The 15,649-nt window shown below is 64.7% G+C and carries 22 protein-coding genes; 11 read left to right on the top strand and 11 right to left on the bottom strand.

Translation table 11 applies throughout. The features are described 5' to 3' along the window. Positions 1–93 precede the first annotated feature (93 nt). From mtgA to FHS31_RS12340, 4 genes are read left to right on the top strand one after another with little or no spacing between them, the layout of a single operon-like run. Positions 94–768 (top strand): monofunctional biosynthetic peptidoglycan transglycosylase, encoded by a 675-nt coding sequence (mtgA, locus tag FHS31_RS12355; protein WP_167073959.1) that lies wholly within the window; start codon positions 94–96, stop codon positions 766–768. Beyond that, complete coding sequence (locus FHS31_RS12350; RefSeq protein WP_167073957.1) at positions 765–1,775, top strand: glycosyltransferase family 2 protein; 1,011 nt, start codon at positions 765–767, stop codon at positions 1,773–1,775. The genes mtgA and FHS31_RS12350 overlap by 4 nt, the downstream gene beginning before the upstream one ends. Further along, positions 1,772–2,284, top strand: a complete 513-nt coding sequence (locus tag FHS31_RS12345) for a serine O-acetyltransferase (RefSeq protein WP_167073955.1) — start codon at positions 1,772–1,774, stop codon at positions 2,282–2,284. The genes FHS31_RS12350 and FHS31_RS12345 overlap by 4 nt, the downstream gene beginning before the upstream one ends. Further along, positions 2,281–3,303, top strand: a complete 1,023-nt coding sequence (locus tag FHS31_RS12340) for a glycosyltransferase family 2 protein (protein ID WP_167073953.1) — start codon at positions 2,281–2,283, stop codon at positions 3,301–3,303. The genes FHS31_RS12345 and FHS31_RS12340 overlap by 4 nt, the downstream gene beginning before the upstream one ends. Before the next feature lie 166 nt (positions 3,304–3,469). On the opposite strand, the gene lptA is transcribed toward FHS31_RS12340, so the two are convergent. Genes lptA through FHS31_RS12325 form a run of 3 tightly spaced genes read right to left on the bottom strand, consistent with a single transcriptional unit; the run spans position 3,470 to position 5,319 of the window. Further along, a complete protein-coding gene (lptA, locus tag FHS31_RS12335) occupies positions 3,470–4,054 on the bottom strand; it encodes a lipopolysaccharide transport periplasmic protein LptA (protein WP_167073951.1) in 585 nt (194 codons plus the stop codon). Then, positions 4,051–4,698: an LPS export ABC transporter periplasmic protein LptC gene (gene lptC, locus FHS31_RS12330; RefSeq protein ID WP_167073949.1), complete on the bottom strand. Its 648-nt coding sequence runs from the start codon at positions 4,696–4,698 to the stop codon at positions 4,051–4,053. The genes lptA and lptC overlap by 4 nt, the downstream gene beginning before the upstream one ends. Before the next feature lie 3 nt (positions 4,699–4,701). Next, a complete protein-coding gene (locus FHS31_RS12325; protein WP_167073947.1) occupies positions 4,702–5,319 on the bottom strand; it encodes a ribonuclease D in 618 nt (205 codons plus the stop codon). Between the two features lie 194 nt (positions 5,320–5,513). On the opposite strand from FHS31_RS12325, the gene FHS31_RS16630 reads away from it, so the two are divergent. The 4 genes from FHS31_RS16630 to FHS31_RS12305 all read left to right on the top strand — a co-directional run bounded on the left by FHS31_RS16630 (position 5,514) and on the right by FHS31_RS12305 (position 8,078). Then, the gene (locus tag FHS31_RS16630; protein ID WP_167073944.1) at positions 5,514–6,338 is read left to right on the top strand and encodes a cold-shock protein; all 825 of its coding nucleotides are present in this window, start codon (positions 5,514–5,516) and stop codon (positions 6,336–6,338) included. Positions 6,339–6,468: 130 nt separating this feature from the next. Then, the gene (locus FHS31_RS12315) at positions 6,469–6,930 is read left to right on the top strand and encodes a cupin domain-containing protein (protein ID WP_167073942.1); all 462 of its coding nucleotides are present in this window, start codon (positions 6,469–6,471) and stop codon (positions 6,928–6,930) included. Positions 6,931–7,050: 120 nt separating this feature from the next. After that, a complete protein-coding gene (locus FHS31_RS12310; RefSeq protein WP_167073940.1) occupies positions 7,051–7,566 on the top strand; it encodes a thioredoxin family protein in 516 nt (171 codons plus the stop codon). Then, positions 7,554–8,078, top strand: coding sequence for a GNAT family N-acetyltransferase (locus FHS31_RS12305; protein ID WP_167073938.1), 525 nt, complete (start codon positions 7,554–7,556; stop codon positions 8,076–8,078). Before FHS31_RS12310 ends, FHS31_RS12305 begins: the two co-directional genes overlap by 13 nt. 33 nt (positions 8,079–8,111) lie before the next feature. Here FHS31_RS12305 and FHS31_RS12300 read toward each other — a convergent pair whose 3' ends face one another. From FHS31_RS12300 to FHS31_RS12285, 4 genes are all read right to left on the bottom strand, one after another. After that, positions 8,112–9,116 carry a DUF6976 family protein gene (locus tag FHS31_RS12300; RefSeq protein WP_167073936.1) on the bottom strand — a complete coding sequence of 335 codons (1,005 nt, stop codon included), beginning with the start codon at positions 9,114–9,116 and terminating at the stop codon, positions 8,112–8,114. Further along, positions 9,113–9,364: a hypothetical protein gene (locus FHS31_RS12295; RefSeq protein WP_341786350.1), complete on the bottom strand. Its 252-nt coding sequence runs from the start codon at positions 9,362–9,364 to the stop codon at positions 9,113–9,115. The genes FHS31_RS12300 and FHS31_RS12295 overlap by 4 nt, the downstream gene beginning before the upstream one ends. Positions 9,365–9,405: 41 nt before the next feature. Next, a complete protein-coding gene (locus tag FHS31_RS12290) occupies positions 9,406–11,028 on the bottom strand; it encodes a cisplatin damage response ATP-dependent DNA ligase (protein ID WP_167073934.1) in 1,623 nt (540 codons plus the stop codon). A gap of 62 nt (positions 11,029–11,090) precedes the next feature. Further along, positions 11,091–11,264, bottom strand: a complete 174-nt coding sequence (locus FHS31_RS12285) for a DUF1328 family protein (RefSeq protein ID WP_167073932.1) — start codon at positions 11,262–11,264, stop codon at positions 11,091–11,093. 160 nt (positions 11,265–11,424) lie between these two features. On the opposite strand from FHS31_RS12285, the gene rpmG reads away from it, so the two are divergent. The 3 genes from rpmG to bfr all read left to right on the top strand — a co-directional run bounded on the left by rpmG (position 11,425) and on the right by bfr (position 12,464). Beyond that, positions 11,425–11,592, top strand: a complete 168-nt coding sequence (rpmG, locus tag FHS31_RS12280; RefSeq protein ID WP_167073930.1) for a 50S ribosomal protein L33 — start codon at positions 11,425–11,427, stop codon at positions 11,590–11,592. Positions 11,593–11,690: 98 nt separating this feature from the next. Continuing rightward, positions 11,691–11,864 carry a (2Fe-2S)-binding protein gene (locus FHS31_RS12275; protein ID WP_167073928.1) on the top strand — a complete coding sequence of 58 codons (174 nt, stop codon included), beginning with the start codon at positions 11,691–11,693 and terminating at the stop codon, positions 11,862–11,864. 114 nt (positions 11,865–11,978) lie between these two features. Then, a complete protein-coding gene (bfr, locus tag FHS31_RS12270; protein ID WP_167073926.1) occupies positions 11,979–12,464 on the top strand; it encodes a bacterioferritin in 486 nt (161 codons plus the stop codon). A 140-nt stretch (positions 12,465–12,604) separates the two neighbouring features. Here the strand turns inward: bfr and FHS31_RS12265 are convergent, their stop codons facing one another. The 4 genes from FHS31_RS12265 to der form a co-directional block, all read right to left on the bottom strand. Then, a complete protein-coding gene (locus tag FHS31_RS12265; protein WP_167073924.1) occupies positions 12,605–13,363 on the bottom strand; it encodes a dienelactone hydrolase family protein in 759 nt (252 codons plus the stop codon). Positions 13,364–13,506: 143 nt separating this feature from the next. Further along, the gene (locus FHS31_RS12260; protein WP_208408697.1) at positions 13,507–13,932 is read right to left on the bottom strand and encodes an Hpt domain-containing protein; all 426 of its coding nucleotides are present in this window, start codon (positions 13,930–13,932) and stop codon (positions 13,507–13,509) included. A 63-nt stretch (positions 13,933–13,995) separates the two neighbouring features. Further along, positions 13,996–14,214 carry a sulfurtransferase TusA family protein gene (locus tag FHS31_RS12255; RefSeq protein ID WP_167073922.1) on the bottom strand — a complete coding sequence of 73 codons (219 nt, stop codon included), beginning with the start codon at positions 14,212–14,214 and terminating at the stop codon, positions 13,996–13,998. Further along, positions 14,211–15,560, bottom strand: coding sequence for a ribosome biogenesis GTPase Der (der, locus tag FHS31_RS12250; RefSeq protein WP_167073920.1), 1,350 nt, complete (start codon positions 15,558–15,560; stop codon positions 14,211–14,213). The genes FHS31_RS12255 and der overlap by 4 nt, the downstream gene beginning before the upstream one ends. Positions 15,561–15,649 lie beyond the last annotated feature (89 nt).

Below are 15,649 nucleotides of genomic sequence, written 5' to 3'. Positions count from 1 at the left end.
TGCCTAAGCGCCTGTTTCGATCCGGCCAAGCATCGGCTAAGCGCAAAAGCGATGGCGCGCGCAGGCAGACGATCGGGGAAACGGACATCCTTCATGGGTCGGCTGGTAAAATGGCTGATCCGCGCGATCCTGATCTTCGTGATCGGATCGGTGCTGATCGTGATCGTCTATCGCTTCGTGCCGCCGCCCTTCACGCTGACGATGGCGGGCGACGTGATCGGAGGCAGATCGATCAACAAGGATTGGATGCCGCTCAGCCGGATGGACCCGAACATGGCGCGCGCGGCGATCTCCGCCGAGGACGGCAATTTCTGCAGGCATCACGGCTTCGATTTCACCGCGATCGAGAAAGCCATGTCCGGCAACGAGGCGGGGCGCCATTATCGCGGCGGATCGACTATCAGCCAGCAGACCGCCAAAAACGCCTTCCTCTGGCAGGGCCGTTCGTGGGTTCGAAAGGGTCTTGAGGCATGGTTCACCGTGCTGATCGAGAATATCTGGGGCAAGCGGCGGATCATGGAGGTCTATCTCAACATCGCCGAAACCGGCCTCGGCACCTATGGCGCCAATGCCGGTGCTGAGCGCTATTTCCGTCATGACGCCAGCCACCTGACCCCCACCGAGGCGGCGCGGATCGCGGCGATCCTGCCGCTGCCCAAGAAGCGCGCGGCGATCGATCCGCACGGTTTCGTCCGCCGCTACGGCGATCGCATCGCGGGCCGGATCGGGCCGATGGTGCGCGGCGGCTATACGGGCTGCGTTGGATGACGATCGGTATTGTCGCGATCGGGCGGAATGAGGGCGAGCGGCTCAAGGCCTGCCTGCGCTCGGTCGTCGCGGCGGGGCCTATCGTCTATGTCGACAGCGGATCGAGCGACGGCAGCCAGGATTTCGCGCGATCGTTGGGAGTCGAAGTGGTCGGCCTTGCGGTGCCGCCCAACTTCACCGCGGCGCGAGCGCGCAATGCCGGGGCGCGAGCACTGTTCGCCAAGGCGCCCGAAACCGAGCTGATCCAGTTCGTCGATGGCGATTGCGAGGTGCAGCCGGGGTGGCTCGATGCGGGTGCTGCGGTGCTGGCGGCGCGGCCCGAACTGGCCCTGGTATTTGGGCGGCGGCGCGAGCGCTTTCCCGATCGATCGCTCTACAATGCGCTCGCCGATGATGAGTGGAACGTGCCCGTGGGCGATGTCGGCGCATGCGGTGGGGACATCCTGATCCGGCGGTCGGCGTTCGAGGCGGTCGGCGGCTATCCCGATGAGATGATCGCCGGCGAAGAGCCCGATATGTGCATGCGGCTGCGGGCGGCGGGCTGGAAACTGGCGCGGATCGAGGGCGAGATGACGCTGCACGACGCCGCCATCCTGCGCTTCGGCCAATGGTGGAACCGCACCAAGCGCGCTGGCCATGCCTTTGCCGAGCTCGCCGCCCGCCATCCCGATCAGCGCTGGCCCGATTGGCGCGCCGCCTGCCGCCGGATCACGCGCTGGGGCGGCGAGATACCGGGGTGGATACTCGTAGGCCTGATGGGCGGTCTTGTCTGGAGCCCGTGGCTGCTGGTCCTGACGCTGTTCGGCCTCGGCGCTTTTGCGGCGAACATCGCCCGGCTGTTCCTCCGCCGCCGCGCCGAAGGGCTAAACCCGCGCCTCGCCTTTGGCAGTGCCAGCCTTCTTATGATCGGTAAATTGGCCGAGTTTCAAGGTCTTGTGCGCTTTCGTTGGAACCGCCTGCGTAACCGCCGCTCCTCGCTGATCGAATATAAGGGCGCGGCCGCATGACGCTTTGGCAGCAGATCCGCGAGGATTGGCAGGCGCATGGCCGCGACTGGACCAAGCCCGGCTTCCGCGCGGTCGCCACGCATCGCTTCGGCGTGTGGCGGATGGGCGTGCGCCAGCCGCTGCGCGCGCCGTTGAGCCTGATCTACCGCGCGCTCTTCCGCCATTGCCGCAACGTCTACGGCATCGAACTGCCCTACTCCGTCTTGCTCGGACGGCGGGTGGTGATCGAGCATCAGGGCGGCATCGTCGTCCATGGTGCCACCGTGATCGGCGACGATTGCATCATCCGCCAGAATTGCACGCTGGGCATCCGCAGGATGGACGCGCTGGCCGATGCGCCGATCCTGGAACAAGGCGTGCAGCTCGGCGCGGGTGCGGTGGTGCTCGGGCGGATCACGCTCGGAAAGGGCGCGCTGATCGGTGCGAATGCGGTGGTGATGCGGGATGTGCCGCCGGGCGCGATCGCGACCGGCGTGCCCGCGACGGTGCGCGAGCGGAGCCCTGAATGAACCGGCGCATCGCGGTGGTGATTGTCAACTACCGCACGTCCGATCTGGCGCTGCGCGCACTCGCCAGCCTGGAAGCGGAGCGTGCCCGCGAGCCAGACCTGGAAGTGATCATCGTCGACGGCGGATCGGGCGATGGATCGGCCGATCGGCTGCGCGCTGGTCTGAGCGATCCGCGCTATGAGGGCTGGGCAAGCCTGCTGCCGCTGGAGATCAATGGCGGCTTCGGCTGGGCGAACAATCAGGCGATGCTCCGCCTGCTCCAGGCCGATGAACCGCCCGATTACATCCACCTGCTCAACCCGGATACCGAGATCGCGCCCGGAGCGGTTTCCTACCTGGCCGACACGCTCGACGATTGTCCCAAGTGCGGCGCGGTCGGCAGCCTGCTTTTAGAGCCCGACGGCAGCGCGTCGGGATCGGCCTTCACCTTCCCCACCATCCGCCGCGAGCTGGCGCGCGGCGCCAAGCTCGCGCCATTCGATTGGCTGCTCGGAGTGGCGCCATTCCAAGCCGAACAACCCGCCGGCGACGTGGATTGGGTGACGGGCGCGAGCGTGATGTTCCGCGCCCGCGCCCTGCGCCAGGCCGGCCTCTTCGATACCGGCTTCTTCCTCTATTTCGAGGAGGTGGAGCTGATGGCGCGGCTGCGGCGCGTGGGCTGGTCGATCCGCCACAATCCCGCGAGCCGCGTCAGCCATGTCGGCGGCGCCGCGACGGGAGTCAACGGATCGCGTCCGGTCTCGGGCCGCCCGGCACTTCCCGTTTACTGGTATGAATCGCGGCGGCGCTATTTCACGCGCCGCCATGGCCGGACCGTGGCGCTGATTGCATCGCTGACCTGGCTGATCGGCCACGCGAGCCTGATCCTGCGGCGCTGGCTCGGCAGCGGCCGGCATCATCCGCTGGTGCTCCACGACGGCAGGCGGCTGATCCGCTATGGCCTCATCCCCAAAGGAGCGGCCCGCGCCGTCCCGAAGTGGAGCGATGCGCCGGGCACCCCGCCGGCCTGGATGGCGTAACTCCTCCCCTCCCTGCTTGCAGGGAGGGGTCGGGGGTGGGTGCGCGCGTCTGCGCGCTTAAAAGACTCACGGCCCCTCCGCGACCGAAAGCATCATCGGGGCATCGAGCCCCGAAGATGCTGACCCACCCCTTGCCCCTCCCTTAGAAGGGAGGGGTTGATAGCTGTTACTTCGCGGTGGGCTTGGTGACGGGCGCGGGCGGCATGGTCTGATTTTTCTGCGGCACGCTGAAGTGGCCGGTGACGCGGCCGCCGCTCTTGCCCACCGCACCCGGCTCCGCCCCGCCGACGGCGCTGCCGTCCACGGTCGATCGGCCGGTGTTGAGGTCCATCACCAGCCGTGCGCCGTTCACGGTGTTGCCGGAGCGCACCACGGTGACGTTGCCGATCAGCGTGATGATTTTCCGGTTGAGATCGTAGATGCCGTAATTGCCCTTGGCATGCTCGGAGGGATCGACCACCGTCACCCCGCCCGATGCATCGATGCGATCGATCTGCAGATCGCCGCCGTTGGCGCCCTTGGAATAAGCGACCGTCACGCGCGCCGCGGTCAGCGTCATGTCGCCCTGCACGGCGCGGACATTGCCGATGAAGATCGCGCGGTTCTGCTTGTCTTGCACCTCGCTGCGATCGGAGGTGACGTCGACGGGCGCATTGCTGTCGTGATTGCGCAGCGCGCTGTTGCCGCCCTGATTCTGGGCGATCGCCGGCGCGGCGATCAGCACCAGGGCGAGGACGAGACGGCGGTTCATCGCGGCCGTCTGGCCCCTCGCTGAACGATATGCAAGCGCGCGTGCCCGACCAGATCGACGACATGCGTGTTGAGATCGGCGGTCATATGATCGCCCGAAAAGGTGCCGGTGTTCATCGTGCCATCGACGCGGCCGCGGCTGATCGCCTTCTTCGTGTTCATGTCGATCAGGATGTCGCGCGTGGCGATGTGGTAGCCCGTGCTGTCGTCTAGCGTGACCGGGCCATCGAGCGCGATGCGGCTGTTGTCCATATTGTAGCGGCCATGGCCGGCGACGACGGTGGCGGGGCCGTCATCGAGCGTTATCTTCGCGTTGAGATCGGTCAGCCGCACGATCGGCACCGCGGAGCTTTGCTGCACCGCCGATTTGGCATCGAGTTGAAACGGCTGGCCCCGGTTATCCTTGCCGCGGTATTCGGCGGCGGTGACGCGCATCCGCTCCGGCGCGATATCGACATGATCCTTGGAGAGGACGAAGCTGATCTCGCTGCCGAAGGTGAAGGGCGCCAGCGCCAGGAAGGCGACCAGCGCGCCCACCGCCATCGGCAGCGCGACGCGCAACACGCCAATCGTGCGATCGTGGCTGCCGCCCGCCAGCGCCCATGCGCGGCGGCTGCGCCTCTGTTGGTTTGCGAGCGTAGACATCGGCTACATATGCGCGAAGATATCGATCTCGGGCCAGCCGGCGATATCGAGTTCGGCGCGCGCGGGCAGGAAATCGAAGCAGGCCTGCGCCAGCGCCATGCGATCCTCGCGCTCCAGCCGCTCGATCAGCTTCTCGCGCATCTGGTGCAGAAAGCGCACGTCGGAGGCGGCATAATCCTTCTGAGCATCGCTGAGCTCGGGCCCGCCCCAATCGGAGGATTGCTGCTGCTTGGAGATATCCTGGCCGCACAGCTCGCGCACCAGTTCCTTCAGGCCATGGCGATCGGTGTAGGTGCGGACGAGGCGCGAGGCGATCTTGGTGCAGAACACGGGCGCCGCCCAATAGCCCAGGTAATGCCGAATCGCCGCGAGATCGAAGCGCGCGAAATGATAGAGCTTGAGCCGATCGGGATCGGCGAGCACGGCGCGCAGATTGGGCGCATCATACGCGCTGTCCGGCCCGAAGCGGACGAGATGCTCGTCCCCGCCCCCATCCGAGATCTGGACGAGGCAGAGCCGATCGCGCGGCGTGATCAGCCCCATCGTCTCCGTATCGACCGCCACCGGCCCCGGCCCCAGCGCATCGGCGGGGAGATCTTCTTCGTGCAGATAGACAGTCATCGGCGGGCCTTAGGCCCCCGCGCGGGCAGGCTCAACAGCCACCGGAACGAACTGTTAAATTTGCTCGCCGTCAAAGCCGCTTTGCTGTAAGCTCGATGCCGGCGTGGTCTCTTTCACGCCGACGCGCCTGCGGCCCGCCCGCCGCCGGGCGCTGCAAAGTGATTTGGGCGACAGGTTGGAAAGAATTCGGCGGCATGGGTTTTGATAGAGGGCGGCGCGGTCAGCGCGGTGGTAGGGACAAGCGGGACGGCTTCGGCGAAGATGGCGGCGGTTTCGGCGGCGGTGACTTCGGTGGCGGCTTCGGCGGTGGCGGTTTCGGCGGCGGCGGTGATCGCTTCGGCGGCGGTGGCGGCGGCGGTTTCCGTGGCGGCGGTGATCGCTTCGGCGGCGGCGGTGGCGGCGGCGATCGCTTCGGCGGTGGCGGCGGCGGCGGTTTCCGTAGCGGCGGCGGTGGTGGCGGCTTCGGCGGCGCCCGTGGCGGCGGCGGCATGCCCGCGCAGGTGATCGGCGAAGGCACCGGCACCGTGAAGTTCTTCAACGCCCAGAAGGGCTTCGGCTTCGTCGTCCGCGATGACGGCGGCGAGGATGTGTTCGTGCATATCTCGGCGGTCGAACAGGCGGGGCTTAGCGGCCTGGCCGAGGGCCAGCAGCTGAAGTTCACTTTGGTCGATCGCGGCGGCCGCGTTTCGGCGACGACGCTTGAAACGGTGGGCGACGTCATCCCGGTGACGGACAGCCGTCCGCCCCGCGAAGGCGGAGCCGGTGGCGCCGGCGGTGCGGGTGGCCCGCAGCGGCAGCTGACCGGAGAGCGCGCAAGCGGCACGGTGAAGTTCTTCAACGCGATGAAGGGCTTCGGCTTCATCCAGCGCGATGACGGCCAGCCCGATGCCTTCGTGCATATCTCAGCCGTGGAGCGCGCCGGCATGTCCACGCTGAACGAGGGCGATCGCCTGCAGTTCGAGCTGGAAGTCGATCGTCGTGGCAAGATGGCCGCGGTAAACTTGGCGCCGGGCGAATAAGCCTTAGCCTTTGACAAGATCGAGCCCGGTCGGCGGATGCGCCGGCCGGGCTTTTCTTTTGATTTGAGAGCAGGAAACGGGACGCCGGTCGCCGCCTCGCACGCTAAACGCGCGCGGGAGGGAGATCGAGATGTGGAAAGCCTTGGCGTATGTCGCGCTGTTTTCGACCGCGAGCCATGCGGGTCCAACAGACAAAGTGGCTGGATGGACGGCCGACACAATCCCGTGGCAAAGTGCCGCCCCAAACGGGACGAAGTTCGCCTTGCTGGAAGGCAACCGCGAAAAGGCTTACACAGCCTTTTCCTACGCCTTCTATATTCCGGCTTCGGTGTGGGACAGCCCCCACTATCATAGCGCAACCGCGCGTGTTTTTGTCGCCAAGGGAACGCTGAAGATCGGATATGGCACTGTAACGAACAGGGGTCAGGCGAAGTCTTATCCAGCCGGCAGCTATGTGATTGTCCCTGCTGGCACCGTTCACTTCGACGGATCGGACGAAGATACGATCATAATCGGTACAGCGATTGGCCCCTGGACAACCACCTACCTTGACGGATCGTCTCCCGCTTCCGCCGGAACGCCTAGTCGGTGATAAATTGCGCGGCACATCGCCGCTCTCTCAATCGCCTTCCCTTGCCCCGCCCCAAGAAACGCTTGCTTCGTTTCGTGCGTAGAGCTCCTATCTCTTCCGAACATTTACACGGAGACATCTATGCGCCTCCCCGCTTTCCTTCTCGCCGGCCTTGCTACGCTGGCTGCTACCGCAGTGACGGCGGCCGTGCCCGCGCCGAAGGTGAAGGCCGCGAGCTTCGAGCAGCTCGCCAAGCCTCTGCCCCTGCCCTACGACGAAGGCGCCGATGCCAAGGCGGTGGTCGCAAAAGCGAAGGCGAAAGCCAAGGCCTCGGGCAAGCTGCTGCTGATCGATCTCGGCGGCAATTGGTGCCTCGATTGCCGCATCCTGGCGGGCACGGTCGAGCTTCCCGACCTCAAGCCCTTCGTCGAGAAGCATTATGTCGAGGCGGTGGTGGATGTCGGCCGGTTCGACAAGAATCTCGATATTCCCGCACACTACGGCTTCACCAAGCGGCTGGCCGGCGTCCCCGCGGTGCTCATCGTCGATCCCAAGACCGATAAACTGATCAACGCCGGTGACACCACCGCGCTGTCCGACGCGCGCAGCATGAACCCGCAGGGGCTGGCCGATTATCTGGCGAAATGGGCGCGCTGATCCGCGACGCGCGGGACGGCGATTGCGATGCGCTGCATGCTCTGGTGGAGCGCGCCTATCGCGGCGATGGCGCGCGCAGCGGCTGGTCGCACGAGGCGGACATCCTCGGTGGCCCGCGTACCAGCCGCGACAACCTTGCGGAGAGCATCGCCGATCCCAAGCGCTGTCTAATGATCGCCGAGGAGGGCGGCGGGCCGATCGGCTGCGTCGAGATCACCGACAAAGGCGGCGGCATCGCCTATCTCGGCCTGCTCACCGTCGATCCGGGGCTGCAGCAGGGTGGCCTCGGTAAACAGCTCCTGGCCGCCGCGGAACAGGCGGCACGCGATCGCTGGGGCGCGGATCGGATCGAGATGACGGTAATCGACACCCGCGACACGCTGATCGCTTACTACCGACGCCGCGGCTATGCGATTACCGGCGAGACACGGGCGTTTCCCGCCGTCGACGGCGTGATCTTCCTCCAGGGCAGCGCACCGGCGATGACCGTACTTGAGAAACCCCTCGCCTAACGCTGCAACAGCTGTCGGACGCCGGGCTTGGGCTCAGTCACTCTCGATCGTCAGATAGACCAAGGTCTGCGTCAGCAGCACATAGGCAATCTCACCAAAGGTCATCGGGCCGGTGATCGTGCCGGTCCTCTGCCCCTCCAGATCGGCATAGGCATAGTTCAGCACACAATTGCAGCTGAATGTCGGCGGGGTGCACAAATCGGCGATCGCTTCTTCGAATTCGGTGGGATAATGGCCGATGGGCTTGGCGAAGCGATAGGGCATGTCCGCGAAAACCGGCGCGAAGAATTCGACGCGGCCTTCCTCTTCGATGATCCGCGCAATCGCCACGTTGACGCCCGCACCGTTATAGTCGGCGACCAGCGGCAGCTTGGTATCGATGCCCTTCTCAGCGATATAGTCTAGCAGGCGGACGCGCTTGCCCCCAACGCGCACCCATTCGGCGGAGAAACTCGTCTGATCGAAGGTCAAAGTATCGCCATCGCCCTGATCAAAGAGATTGACGATATCGACCTTGGCGAAGACCGAATCCGGCAGCGCGACGTGCATGACGACCGCATCCGTTTCGGAGACGAGGCCGCTGCGGCCGTCGAATACCTTCGCGGTATCGATGCCGACGCGATCGAGCGCGACGCCGGTCACCCAGCCCACCACCGGCCGATCGAACAGCCCGGGCCACTGGGAGCCTTCCAGCGCGAAACGGCTATGAACCGCCGATTGCGACGGCAGCAGGATCACGGAGAAGCCATTGCGTGCGCCGCCGGCCGGAAATCCGGGCAATGTATCGGCATCGTACAGCGCCTGGTGCGTGACGGTGGCGGACTGCGGCAAGCGCGCCACGAAAATGCGATCCTGATCCTGTACGCCGCCATGCTCGGCAGTCATGAAATAGGGGATCGTGCCGCCGATCCAGTCACCGCGCGGAAGATCCCGCAAGAGATGCTCCTCGCCGGCGAGGAGCATCATCGCGCCGCCCTCGATCATGCGCGTCACTTCAGCGACGCTGTGCAGAGAGCGCGGGAAGGTCATATCGCTCATCGCGCGGTCTCCCTGAAGATCGATTGATAATCGGGCGCGGCGAAGCGTAGGTTGGCAACGAAGAAATCGCGCAGTTCCCGGATCAGTGCCTGCAGCGCCGATGCATCGCGATCATATTCGACGCGGATGCGGATCATGAGGATGCGCAGCGCGAGACAGCGATATGCGGGCTGCTTTTCGCCGCTGACGAGTGCGCGCCACGTCGGATCGCTCATCGGCGCGATGGTCATTTCGTCGGCTTGCGTCACCTAGTGCCCCCTTTGCGTAAGGCTGTGATAGGATCGCGGAATTAATTTTTGGTTTCGGTTGCATTAGTCATTAGCCGCTCCAGTGCCGCGATCGTATCCGCCTCCGCCGCAGGCTTATCGGTCCGGATTCGGGCGATGCGGGGGAAGCGCATGGCGACGCCGCTTTTGTGGCGCTTCGATGGGTGGATCGAATCGAAGGCGATTTCAAACACCAAAGTCTTGGCCACTTCCCGCACCGGGCCGAAGCGCTGGACGGTATTGGTGCGGACGAAGTGATCGAGCCATTTCAGCTCCTCGTCCGTAATGCCCGAATAGGCCTTGCCTACGGGGAGCAACTCGCCGGTCTCGCTCCAGCAGCCGAAGGTGTAATCCGAATAATAGCTCGAACGGCGACCGTGACCACGCTGGGCATACATCACGACGCAATCGGCGGTGAGCGGATCGCGCTTCCATTTATACCACAGCCCGGTGCGGCGGCCGGCGACATAGGGCGAATCACGGCGCTTAAGCATCACGCCCTCGATCGCGGCATCGCGGGCGCCGGCGCGGATTGCTTCGAAGGCGTCGAAATCCTTGGCTTCGATCACAGTGCTGATGTCGAAACTGGCGGGATCGAGGCGGGGCATCAGGCTCTCGAGACGGGCGCGGCGTTCGCTCCAGCCGAGCGCGCGCAGATCCTCGCCGCCGTCGAACAATATATCATAGAGCCGGACGAAAGCGGGATAATCGGCGAGCGCCTTGGCGGAGACATTTTTGCGGCCGAGCCTTTGCTGGAGCGCGTTGAAGCTGGCCGCGCCCTCGCCCTCCGCCATATCGGCGCCCTGATGCGTGCCGCGCACCAGCAGCTCGCCATCGAGCACGGCATCGGTGCGGAAGGCGGCGGCGACTTCGGGAAAGCTGGCGGTGATATCGTCGCCCGCGCGGCTGTAGAGCCGCGTCTCGCCACCGGTATGGACAAGCTGGACGCGAATGCCGTCCCACTTCCACTCGGCGGCATAATCGGCGAGATCTACCCGCAAATCCTCCAGCGGGTGGGCGAGCATGAAGGGGCGGAAGACGGGGACATCGGCGGGAGTCGGCTGCCCGCCCCGCCCTTCCGCCCAATCGAACAGCGCGGTGTAGGGCGGCTTGAGTCCGTGCCACACTTCCTCCACCGCGTCGACATCAAGGCCGAACGTCTGGGCGAGCGCGGTCTTGGCGAGCCGCGCCGAAACCCCGACGCGCAGCGCGCCGGTGGCGAGCTTGAGCAAGGCGTAGCGGCCCGAAGCATCGAGCTGATCGAGCATTGCGGCCAGCGCCCGCGGCGCCTCGGCACGGCCCAATGTCATCAGCGTATCGATCACGGCGGCGAGGCCGAGCGCACCGCTATCGAGCTCCGGCGGCTGGCCCTCCGGCTTCGGCCACAGCAGCGAGACCGTCTCGGCGAGATCGCCGACGAAATCGCGGCTCATCCCGAACAGCACCGGATCGATCCGTTCGGCGACGATGCCGCTGATCGCGGCGGGCTTCACATGCGGCAGGTTGAGATCGCCGGTCAGCGCGGCCATCGCCCAGCCGCGATCGGGATCGGGATTTTCGCGCAGATAATCAGCGATCAGCTTGAGCTTGGCGTTGCGCGATCGCGTGTAAACGAGACCGTCGAGCAGTTGAGAGAATGCGCGCATCGTCCCTCAAACGAAAAAGGGCGGCAACACGTGCCGCCCTTTCCCAAGTTTGTCGATGAGAGTCAGGTGACCGCGCGCCCCGCCAACAGGCCGAGCACCAGAAACACCAGGAAGATGACCAGGCAGATATAGAAGAGGATCTTGGCGATCTCGACAAACGCGCCGCCGACCCCGCCGAAGCCCAGCGCGCCGAGGATCAATCCGACGACCAGGAAGATGAGAGCCCATTTCAGCATCCGAAAAACTCCTTTCGGTGGCTAAACGACCATCCTGCCTGCCTGTTCCGATCTTGACGGATGGGCATCATTCGCCTTATGGGCGCGTCCACGCGAGCGGCTTCACGGCCGCTTTATTTTTTGTGGCCGGTCGCATCGGCCCAACATTCAGGACGGAACGATGGCCAAGCCGACCACGGTCAAGATCAAGCTCGTCAGCACCGCAGACACGGGCTTCTTCTATGTGACCAAGAAGAATCCTCGCAACCAGACCGAGAAGATGAGCTTCCAGAAATATGATCCTGTCGCGCGCAAGCACGTCGAGTTCAAGGAAGCCAAGATCAAGTAAGCGGTTCGCTTACGCGATCAGGCGATCGCGTAGCTCGATTTTCCTGTTGCGAATAACTCTCATTAGCCATAGAACTGCCGGCGAGAGGAGATTCGCCTGTGGTTGTGTGCGTTTGTAATGCCATCCGGGAACGTGACGTTCGGGAGGCGGCGCGCGCCGGCTGCTGCGATCCTCTCAAGGCCTATGCATCGCTCGGGCGCCGTCCCCGCTGCGGCCAGTGCCTTCCGTTTGCGCGCGAACTGATCGCCTCCGAACGCGCTATCGCGGCCTGAGCCTCAGCCTGGACGGTCCGACAGCGCTGAAACCAACGCGCGAGTCGTTCGCGCTTCTCTTCCGCCCAGCGCGCGGTTAGGCCCTTTCAACATTTCCAGCCAGGAGCCGCAGCCATGAAGGGCGACGACAAGGTCATCGAATTCCTCAACGCGGCGCTCAAGAACGAGCTGACCGCGATCAACCAATATTTCCTGCATTATCGGATGCTGGATCATTGGGGCATCGAGCATCTCGCCAAGTTCGAATATGGCGAATCCATCGATGAGATGAAGCATGCCGATTGGCTGGCGGCGCGCATCCTGTTCCTGGATGGCCTGCCCAACTTCCAGCTGCTCGGCCGTCTGCGCATCGGAGAATCGGTTGAGGAAGTGCTGAAAGCCGATCTCGCGCTGGAGCATGAGGCGATCCCGCTGCTGCGCGATGCCATCGAACATTGCGAGACGGTGCGCGATTATATCACCCGCGATCTTTTCAAGCGCATCCTCGACAATGAGGAGGAGCATGTCGATTATCTAGAGCGGCAGTTCGACATGATCGAGCGGATGGGCATCCAGAATTACGTCCAACTCCAGAGCAAGCCCGCGGAATCGATGGATTGAGAGATCAAATCCTCCCCCGCCAGGGGGAAGTGTCAGCGGCAGCTGACGGAGGCAGCGGACGCGACGTCCTCGATAGTGCGCCGCCGCCCTCCCCCTCCGACGCCTTCGGCGCCACCTCCCCCTGGCGGGAGAGGATTTTTTTATCGAACGGCCAGCACCTTCTGGAACAGCGCAATGCTTTGCGCCCAATCCTCTTCCGCCGCAGCCGCGTCATAGCTCGATGGCCGTTCCGCGAACGCATAGGAATGCGGCGCGCCCGGGTGGACGACCAGCGTGCAATCGATATCCGCCTCCGCGATCGCGCGGCGCAAGGTATCGATCCGTTCGGCGGGCATCATGAAGTCTTCGCTGCCGAAGCACATGTAGAGCGGCCCGGATGCGCGGCTGAGGCTGCGGTACGGCGCATCCTCGGCGTCGGTCACCAGGCTGGTCGGGAAATGCGCGGCGCCGGCAGCAAAGTAATCGGGCAGTTCGGTCAGCGTTCGGACGACGAACCGCCCGCCCATGCAATAGCCGATGCTGCCGGCCCGACCGGGCGCCACACGGGGATCGTCCTCGAACGCCGCCACCAGGGCCAGCGTATCGCGCATCACCATCTCATCCTTGAGCGCGGTCATCAGAGTACGGAGGTGATCGATCTCCGCCTGCGGGCGCTCGTGGACCGCCGTGCGATGATCGAACGCGATGCCCGTGCCGAAGCGATAATAGAGATCGGGCAAAGCGACGACGAAGCCATGCCCCGCCAGGCGCGCGGCAAAGCGGCGCAGTTCATCCCGAATGCCGTTGACGTCCATATACATGACGATCAGCGGCGCGGGGGCAGTCTTCGGATAGGCGACATAGACAGGCATCACGCCATCGGCGGTGGTGACGTCCCGCAATTGCTCTCGATCGACCATTCGCCTCCCCCAACTGGACCGCGGTGTTGCGGTACGCGCACGGCCGAGGCCTTGCGAAGCGGTAGATACGCCCGTGAATAGCGGTCAAGCAGGAATTTCATGATACCCGGAATTAAGCTGCGGTTCGGGCTCCCCGGCCGGCCTCAGCCGATCTTGCGGCCGAAGCCTCCCGCGCGGCGAACGGATGCGGCAGCCACTACAGCCGGCGGCACCTCCTTATCGAAGAAGGCCAGCGTTTCCTGAAACAGCGGGCGCAGCTTGGCCACCTCGTCGGCGATATCGTGCGGGAAATCGTGCATCTCCACCGCGTCACGCGCCGCGCGTTCGATGCGCTCGGCAGTGGTGCCCAGTGGTTCGGCACCGAATTGGAGCGATTCGCCCTTTAACGTATGCGCCGGACGTACCAGCGCCGCCGCGTTGAGATTGCGCATGGCATCTTCGATCAGGCGGATCGATTTGATGCCGTCTTCCCGAAAATAGCCGATAATCCGACCAAAATCGGCACCGATCTGCCGCCGGAGCGCATTGAACGCCTCGCGGTCCACGATCATGTCGCCATCCAGATCCATCACTATCCCCAGTTGGCACTGAAACTCTGACGGGGAAGTAGCGCGAACTGGTTAACGCATTTCCTATGCGGCCGATCGCCGAACCGAAAATCCACCACTTATTTCGATCAAGTCCCAATCGCTTGATCGAGCGAGCGCATCGATCTCGGCAGGCGCAGCGGGATCGTCGGTCAGCAGTATCACCGCCTCGGCGCCCTTCATCGCCCTGGCGAGGCGCAACACCGGCCATGGGCAGCGCATGCCGCGCGCATCGACGATCGTCTCGCCAGGCGCCTCGATCATTTATTGCCGAACGGATTCTTGCTCGCGCGCATCGTCAGCCGCACGGGCACGCCGCCGAAGCCCAGCTCCTTGCGAATGCCGTTGACCAGATACCGCCGATAGCTTTCCGGCAGTTCGTCGACGCGGTTGCCGAACAGGATGAAGGTTGGCGGGCGGGTGCGGGCCTGGGTGATGTAGCGCAACTTGATGCGCTTGCCGCCGGGCGCGGGCGGCGGATTGGCCTCCAGCGCACGTTCGAACCAGCGGTTGAGCTGGCCGGTCGAGACGCGCTTCGACCATTCCTCGCGGATCGCGAAGGCGGTTTCCAGCAACTGATCGATGCCACGCCCGGTGAAGGCCGAGACGGTGATGACCGGCAGACCCTTCACCTGCGCCAGCCCCTCTTCCAGCGCGCCGCGGATGCCGTTGAGCAGGCCGGACGGGTTTTCGGCGACGTCCCATTTGTTGATGGCGATCATCAGCGCCCTGCCCTCTTCGATCACGTCCGAGGCAATGCGCAGATCCTGCGCCTCCAGCCCGCGCGTGGCATCGAGCAGCAGCACCACCACTTCGGCGAAATCGACCGCGTGGCGCGTATCGGCTGCGGAGAGCCGCTCGAGCTTGTCTTCCACCTTGGCGCGGCGGCGCAGGCCCGCGGTATCGATCAGGCGGACATCGCGATCCTTCCATTGCCAATCGATCGTGATGCTGTCGCGGGTGATCCCGGCCTCCGGTCCGGTTATCATCCGCTCCTCGCCCAGCATCTTGTTGACCAGGGTGGACTTGCCGGCGTTGGGGCGGCCGACGATCGCCAGCTTGAGCGGGCCATCCGCGAACGGATCCTCGGGCTCGTCCGGATATTCTTCTTCGCGCTCGATATGCGGGCGCAGCGCCTCGAACAGATCGACCAGACCCTCGCCATGCTCGGCCGAGAAAGGTATCGGATCACCGAGGCCGAGCGCATAGGCTTCGATGATCCCGGTCTCGCCGGCCTTGCCCTCGGCCTTGTTGGCGACGGGAATCACCACCGTATCGAGGCTGCGCAGCCATTGCGCGATCGTCTCGTCGAGCGGAGTGACGCCGGCGCGCGAATCGAACAGATAGAGCGCGACATCGGCGGAGAGCGCCGCCGCCTCGGTCTGCTGTCGCATGCGGCCGGGCAGGCTCTGGGCATCTTCATCCTCGAAGCCCGCGGTGTCGATCAGCTTGAATTCCAGGCCTAGCAAAGTCGCATCACCCTCGCGCCGATCGCGGGTGACGCCGGGACGATCGTCGACCAGCGCGAGCTTCTTGCCCACCAGCCGATTGAACAGGGTGGACTTACCGACATTGGGACGGCCGACGATGGCGACAACGGGAAGGGGCATATGGGCCTGATAGGGGTAAGCGCGCCTTATTGCACCCCACCCGTCCGCCGTCATGCCGGACTTGTTCCGGCATCCACCCATCCGCTTGC

The sequence above is a fragment of the Sphingomonas vulcanisoli genome (genome assembly GCF_011761305.1).
GTDB classification, from domain to species: Bacteria; Pseudomonadota; Alphaproteobacteria; order Sphingomonadales; family Sphingomonadaceae; genus Sphingomonas_I; species Sphingomonas_I vulcanisoli.
This window is presented reverse-complemented; position numbering and strand designations above follow the sequence as displayed.

Coding starts and splice junctions, on each gene's coding strand:
- mtgA (WP_167073959.1), top strand. CDS start 94: ATGGGTCGGCTGGTAAAATGGCTGATCCGCGCGATCCTGATCTTCGTG.
- FHS31_RS12350 (WP_167073957.1), top strand. CDS start 765: ATGACGATCGGTATTGTCGCGATCGGGCGGAATGAGGGCGAGCGGCTC.
- FHS31_RS12345 (WP_167073955.1), top strand. CDS start 1,772: ATGACGCTTTGGCAGCAGATCCGCGAGGATTGGCAGGCGCATGGCCGC.
- FHS31_RS12340 (WP_167073953.1), top strand. CDS start 2,281: ATGAACCGGCGCATCGCGGTGGTGATTGTCAACTACCGCACGTCCGAT.
- lptA (WP_167073951.1), bottom strand. CDS start 4,054: ATGAACCGCCGTCTCGTCCTCGCCCTGGTGCTGATCGCCGCGCCGGCG.
- lptC (WP_167073949.1), bottom strand. CDS start 4,698: ATGTCTACGCTCGCAAACCAACAGAGGCGCAGCCGCCGCGCATGGGCG.
- FHS31_RS12325 (WP_167073947.1), bottom strand. CDS start 5,319: ATGACTGTCTATCTGCACGAAGAAGATCTCCCCGCCGATGCGCTGGGG.
- FHS31_RS16630 (WP_167073944.1), top strand. CDS start 5,514: ATGGGTTTTGATAGAGGGCGGCGCGGTCAGCGCGGTGGTAGGGACAAG.
- FHS31_RS12315 (WP_167073942.1), top strand. CDS start 6,469: ATGTGGAAAGCCTTGGCGTATGTCGCGCTGTTTTCGACCGCGAGCCAT.
- FHS31_RS12310 (WP_167073940.1), top strand. CDS start 7,051: ATGCGCCTCCCCGCTTTCCTTCTCGCCGGCCTTGCTACGCTGGCTGCT.
- FHS31_RS12305 (WP_167073938.1), top strand. CDS start 7,554: ATGGGCGCGCTGATCCGCGACGCGCGGGACGGCGATTGCGATGCGCTG.
- FHS31_RS12300 (WP_167073936.1), bottom strand. CDS start 9,116: ATGAGCGATATGACCTTCCCGCGCTCTCTGCACAGCGTCGCTGAAGTG.
- FHS31_RS12290 (WP_167073934.1), bottom strand. CDS start 11,028: ATGCGCGCATTCTCTCAACTGCTCGACGGTCTCGTTTACACGCGATCG.
- FHS31_RS12285 (WP_167073932.1), bottom strand. CDS start 11,264: ATGCTGAAATGGGCTCTCATCTTCCTGGTCGTCGGATTGATCCTCGGC.
- rpmG (WP_167073930.1), top strand. CDS start 11,425: ATGGCCAAGCCGACCACGGTCAAGATCAAGCTCGTCAGCACCGCAGAC.
- bfr (WP_167073926.1), top strand. CDS start 11,979: ATGAAGGGCGACGACAAGGTCATCGAATTCCTCAACGCGGCGCTCAAG.
- FHS31_RS12265 (WP_167073924.1), bottom strand. CDS start 13,363: ATGGTCGATCGAGAGCAATTGCGGGACGTCACCACCGCCGATGGCGTG.
- FHS31_RS12260 (WP_208408697.1), bottom strand. CDS start 13,932: ATGGATCTGGATGGCGACATGATCGTGGACCGCGAGGCGTTCAATGCG.
- FHS31_RS12255 (WP_167073922.1), bottom strand. CDS start 14,214: ATGATCGAGGCGCCTGGCGAGACGATCGTCGATGCGCGCGGCATGCGC.
- der (WP_167073920.1), bottom strand. CDS start 15,560: ATGCCCCTTCCCGTTGTCGCCATCGTCGGCCGTCCCAATGTCGGTAAG.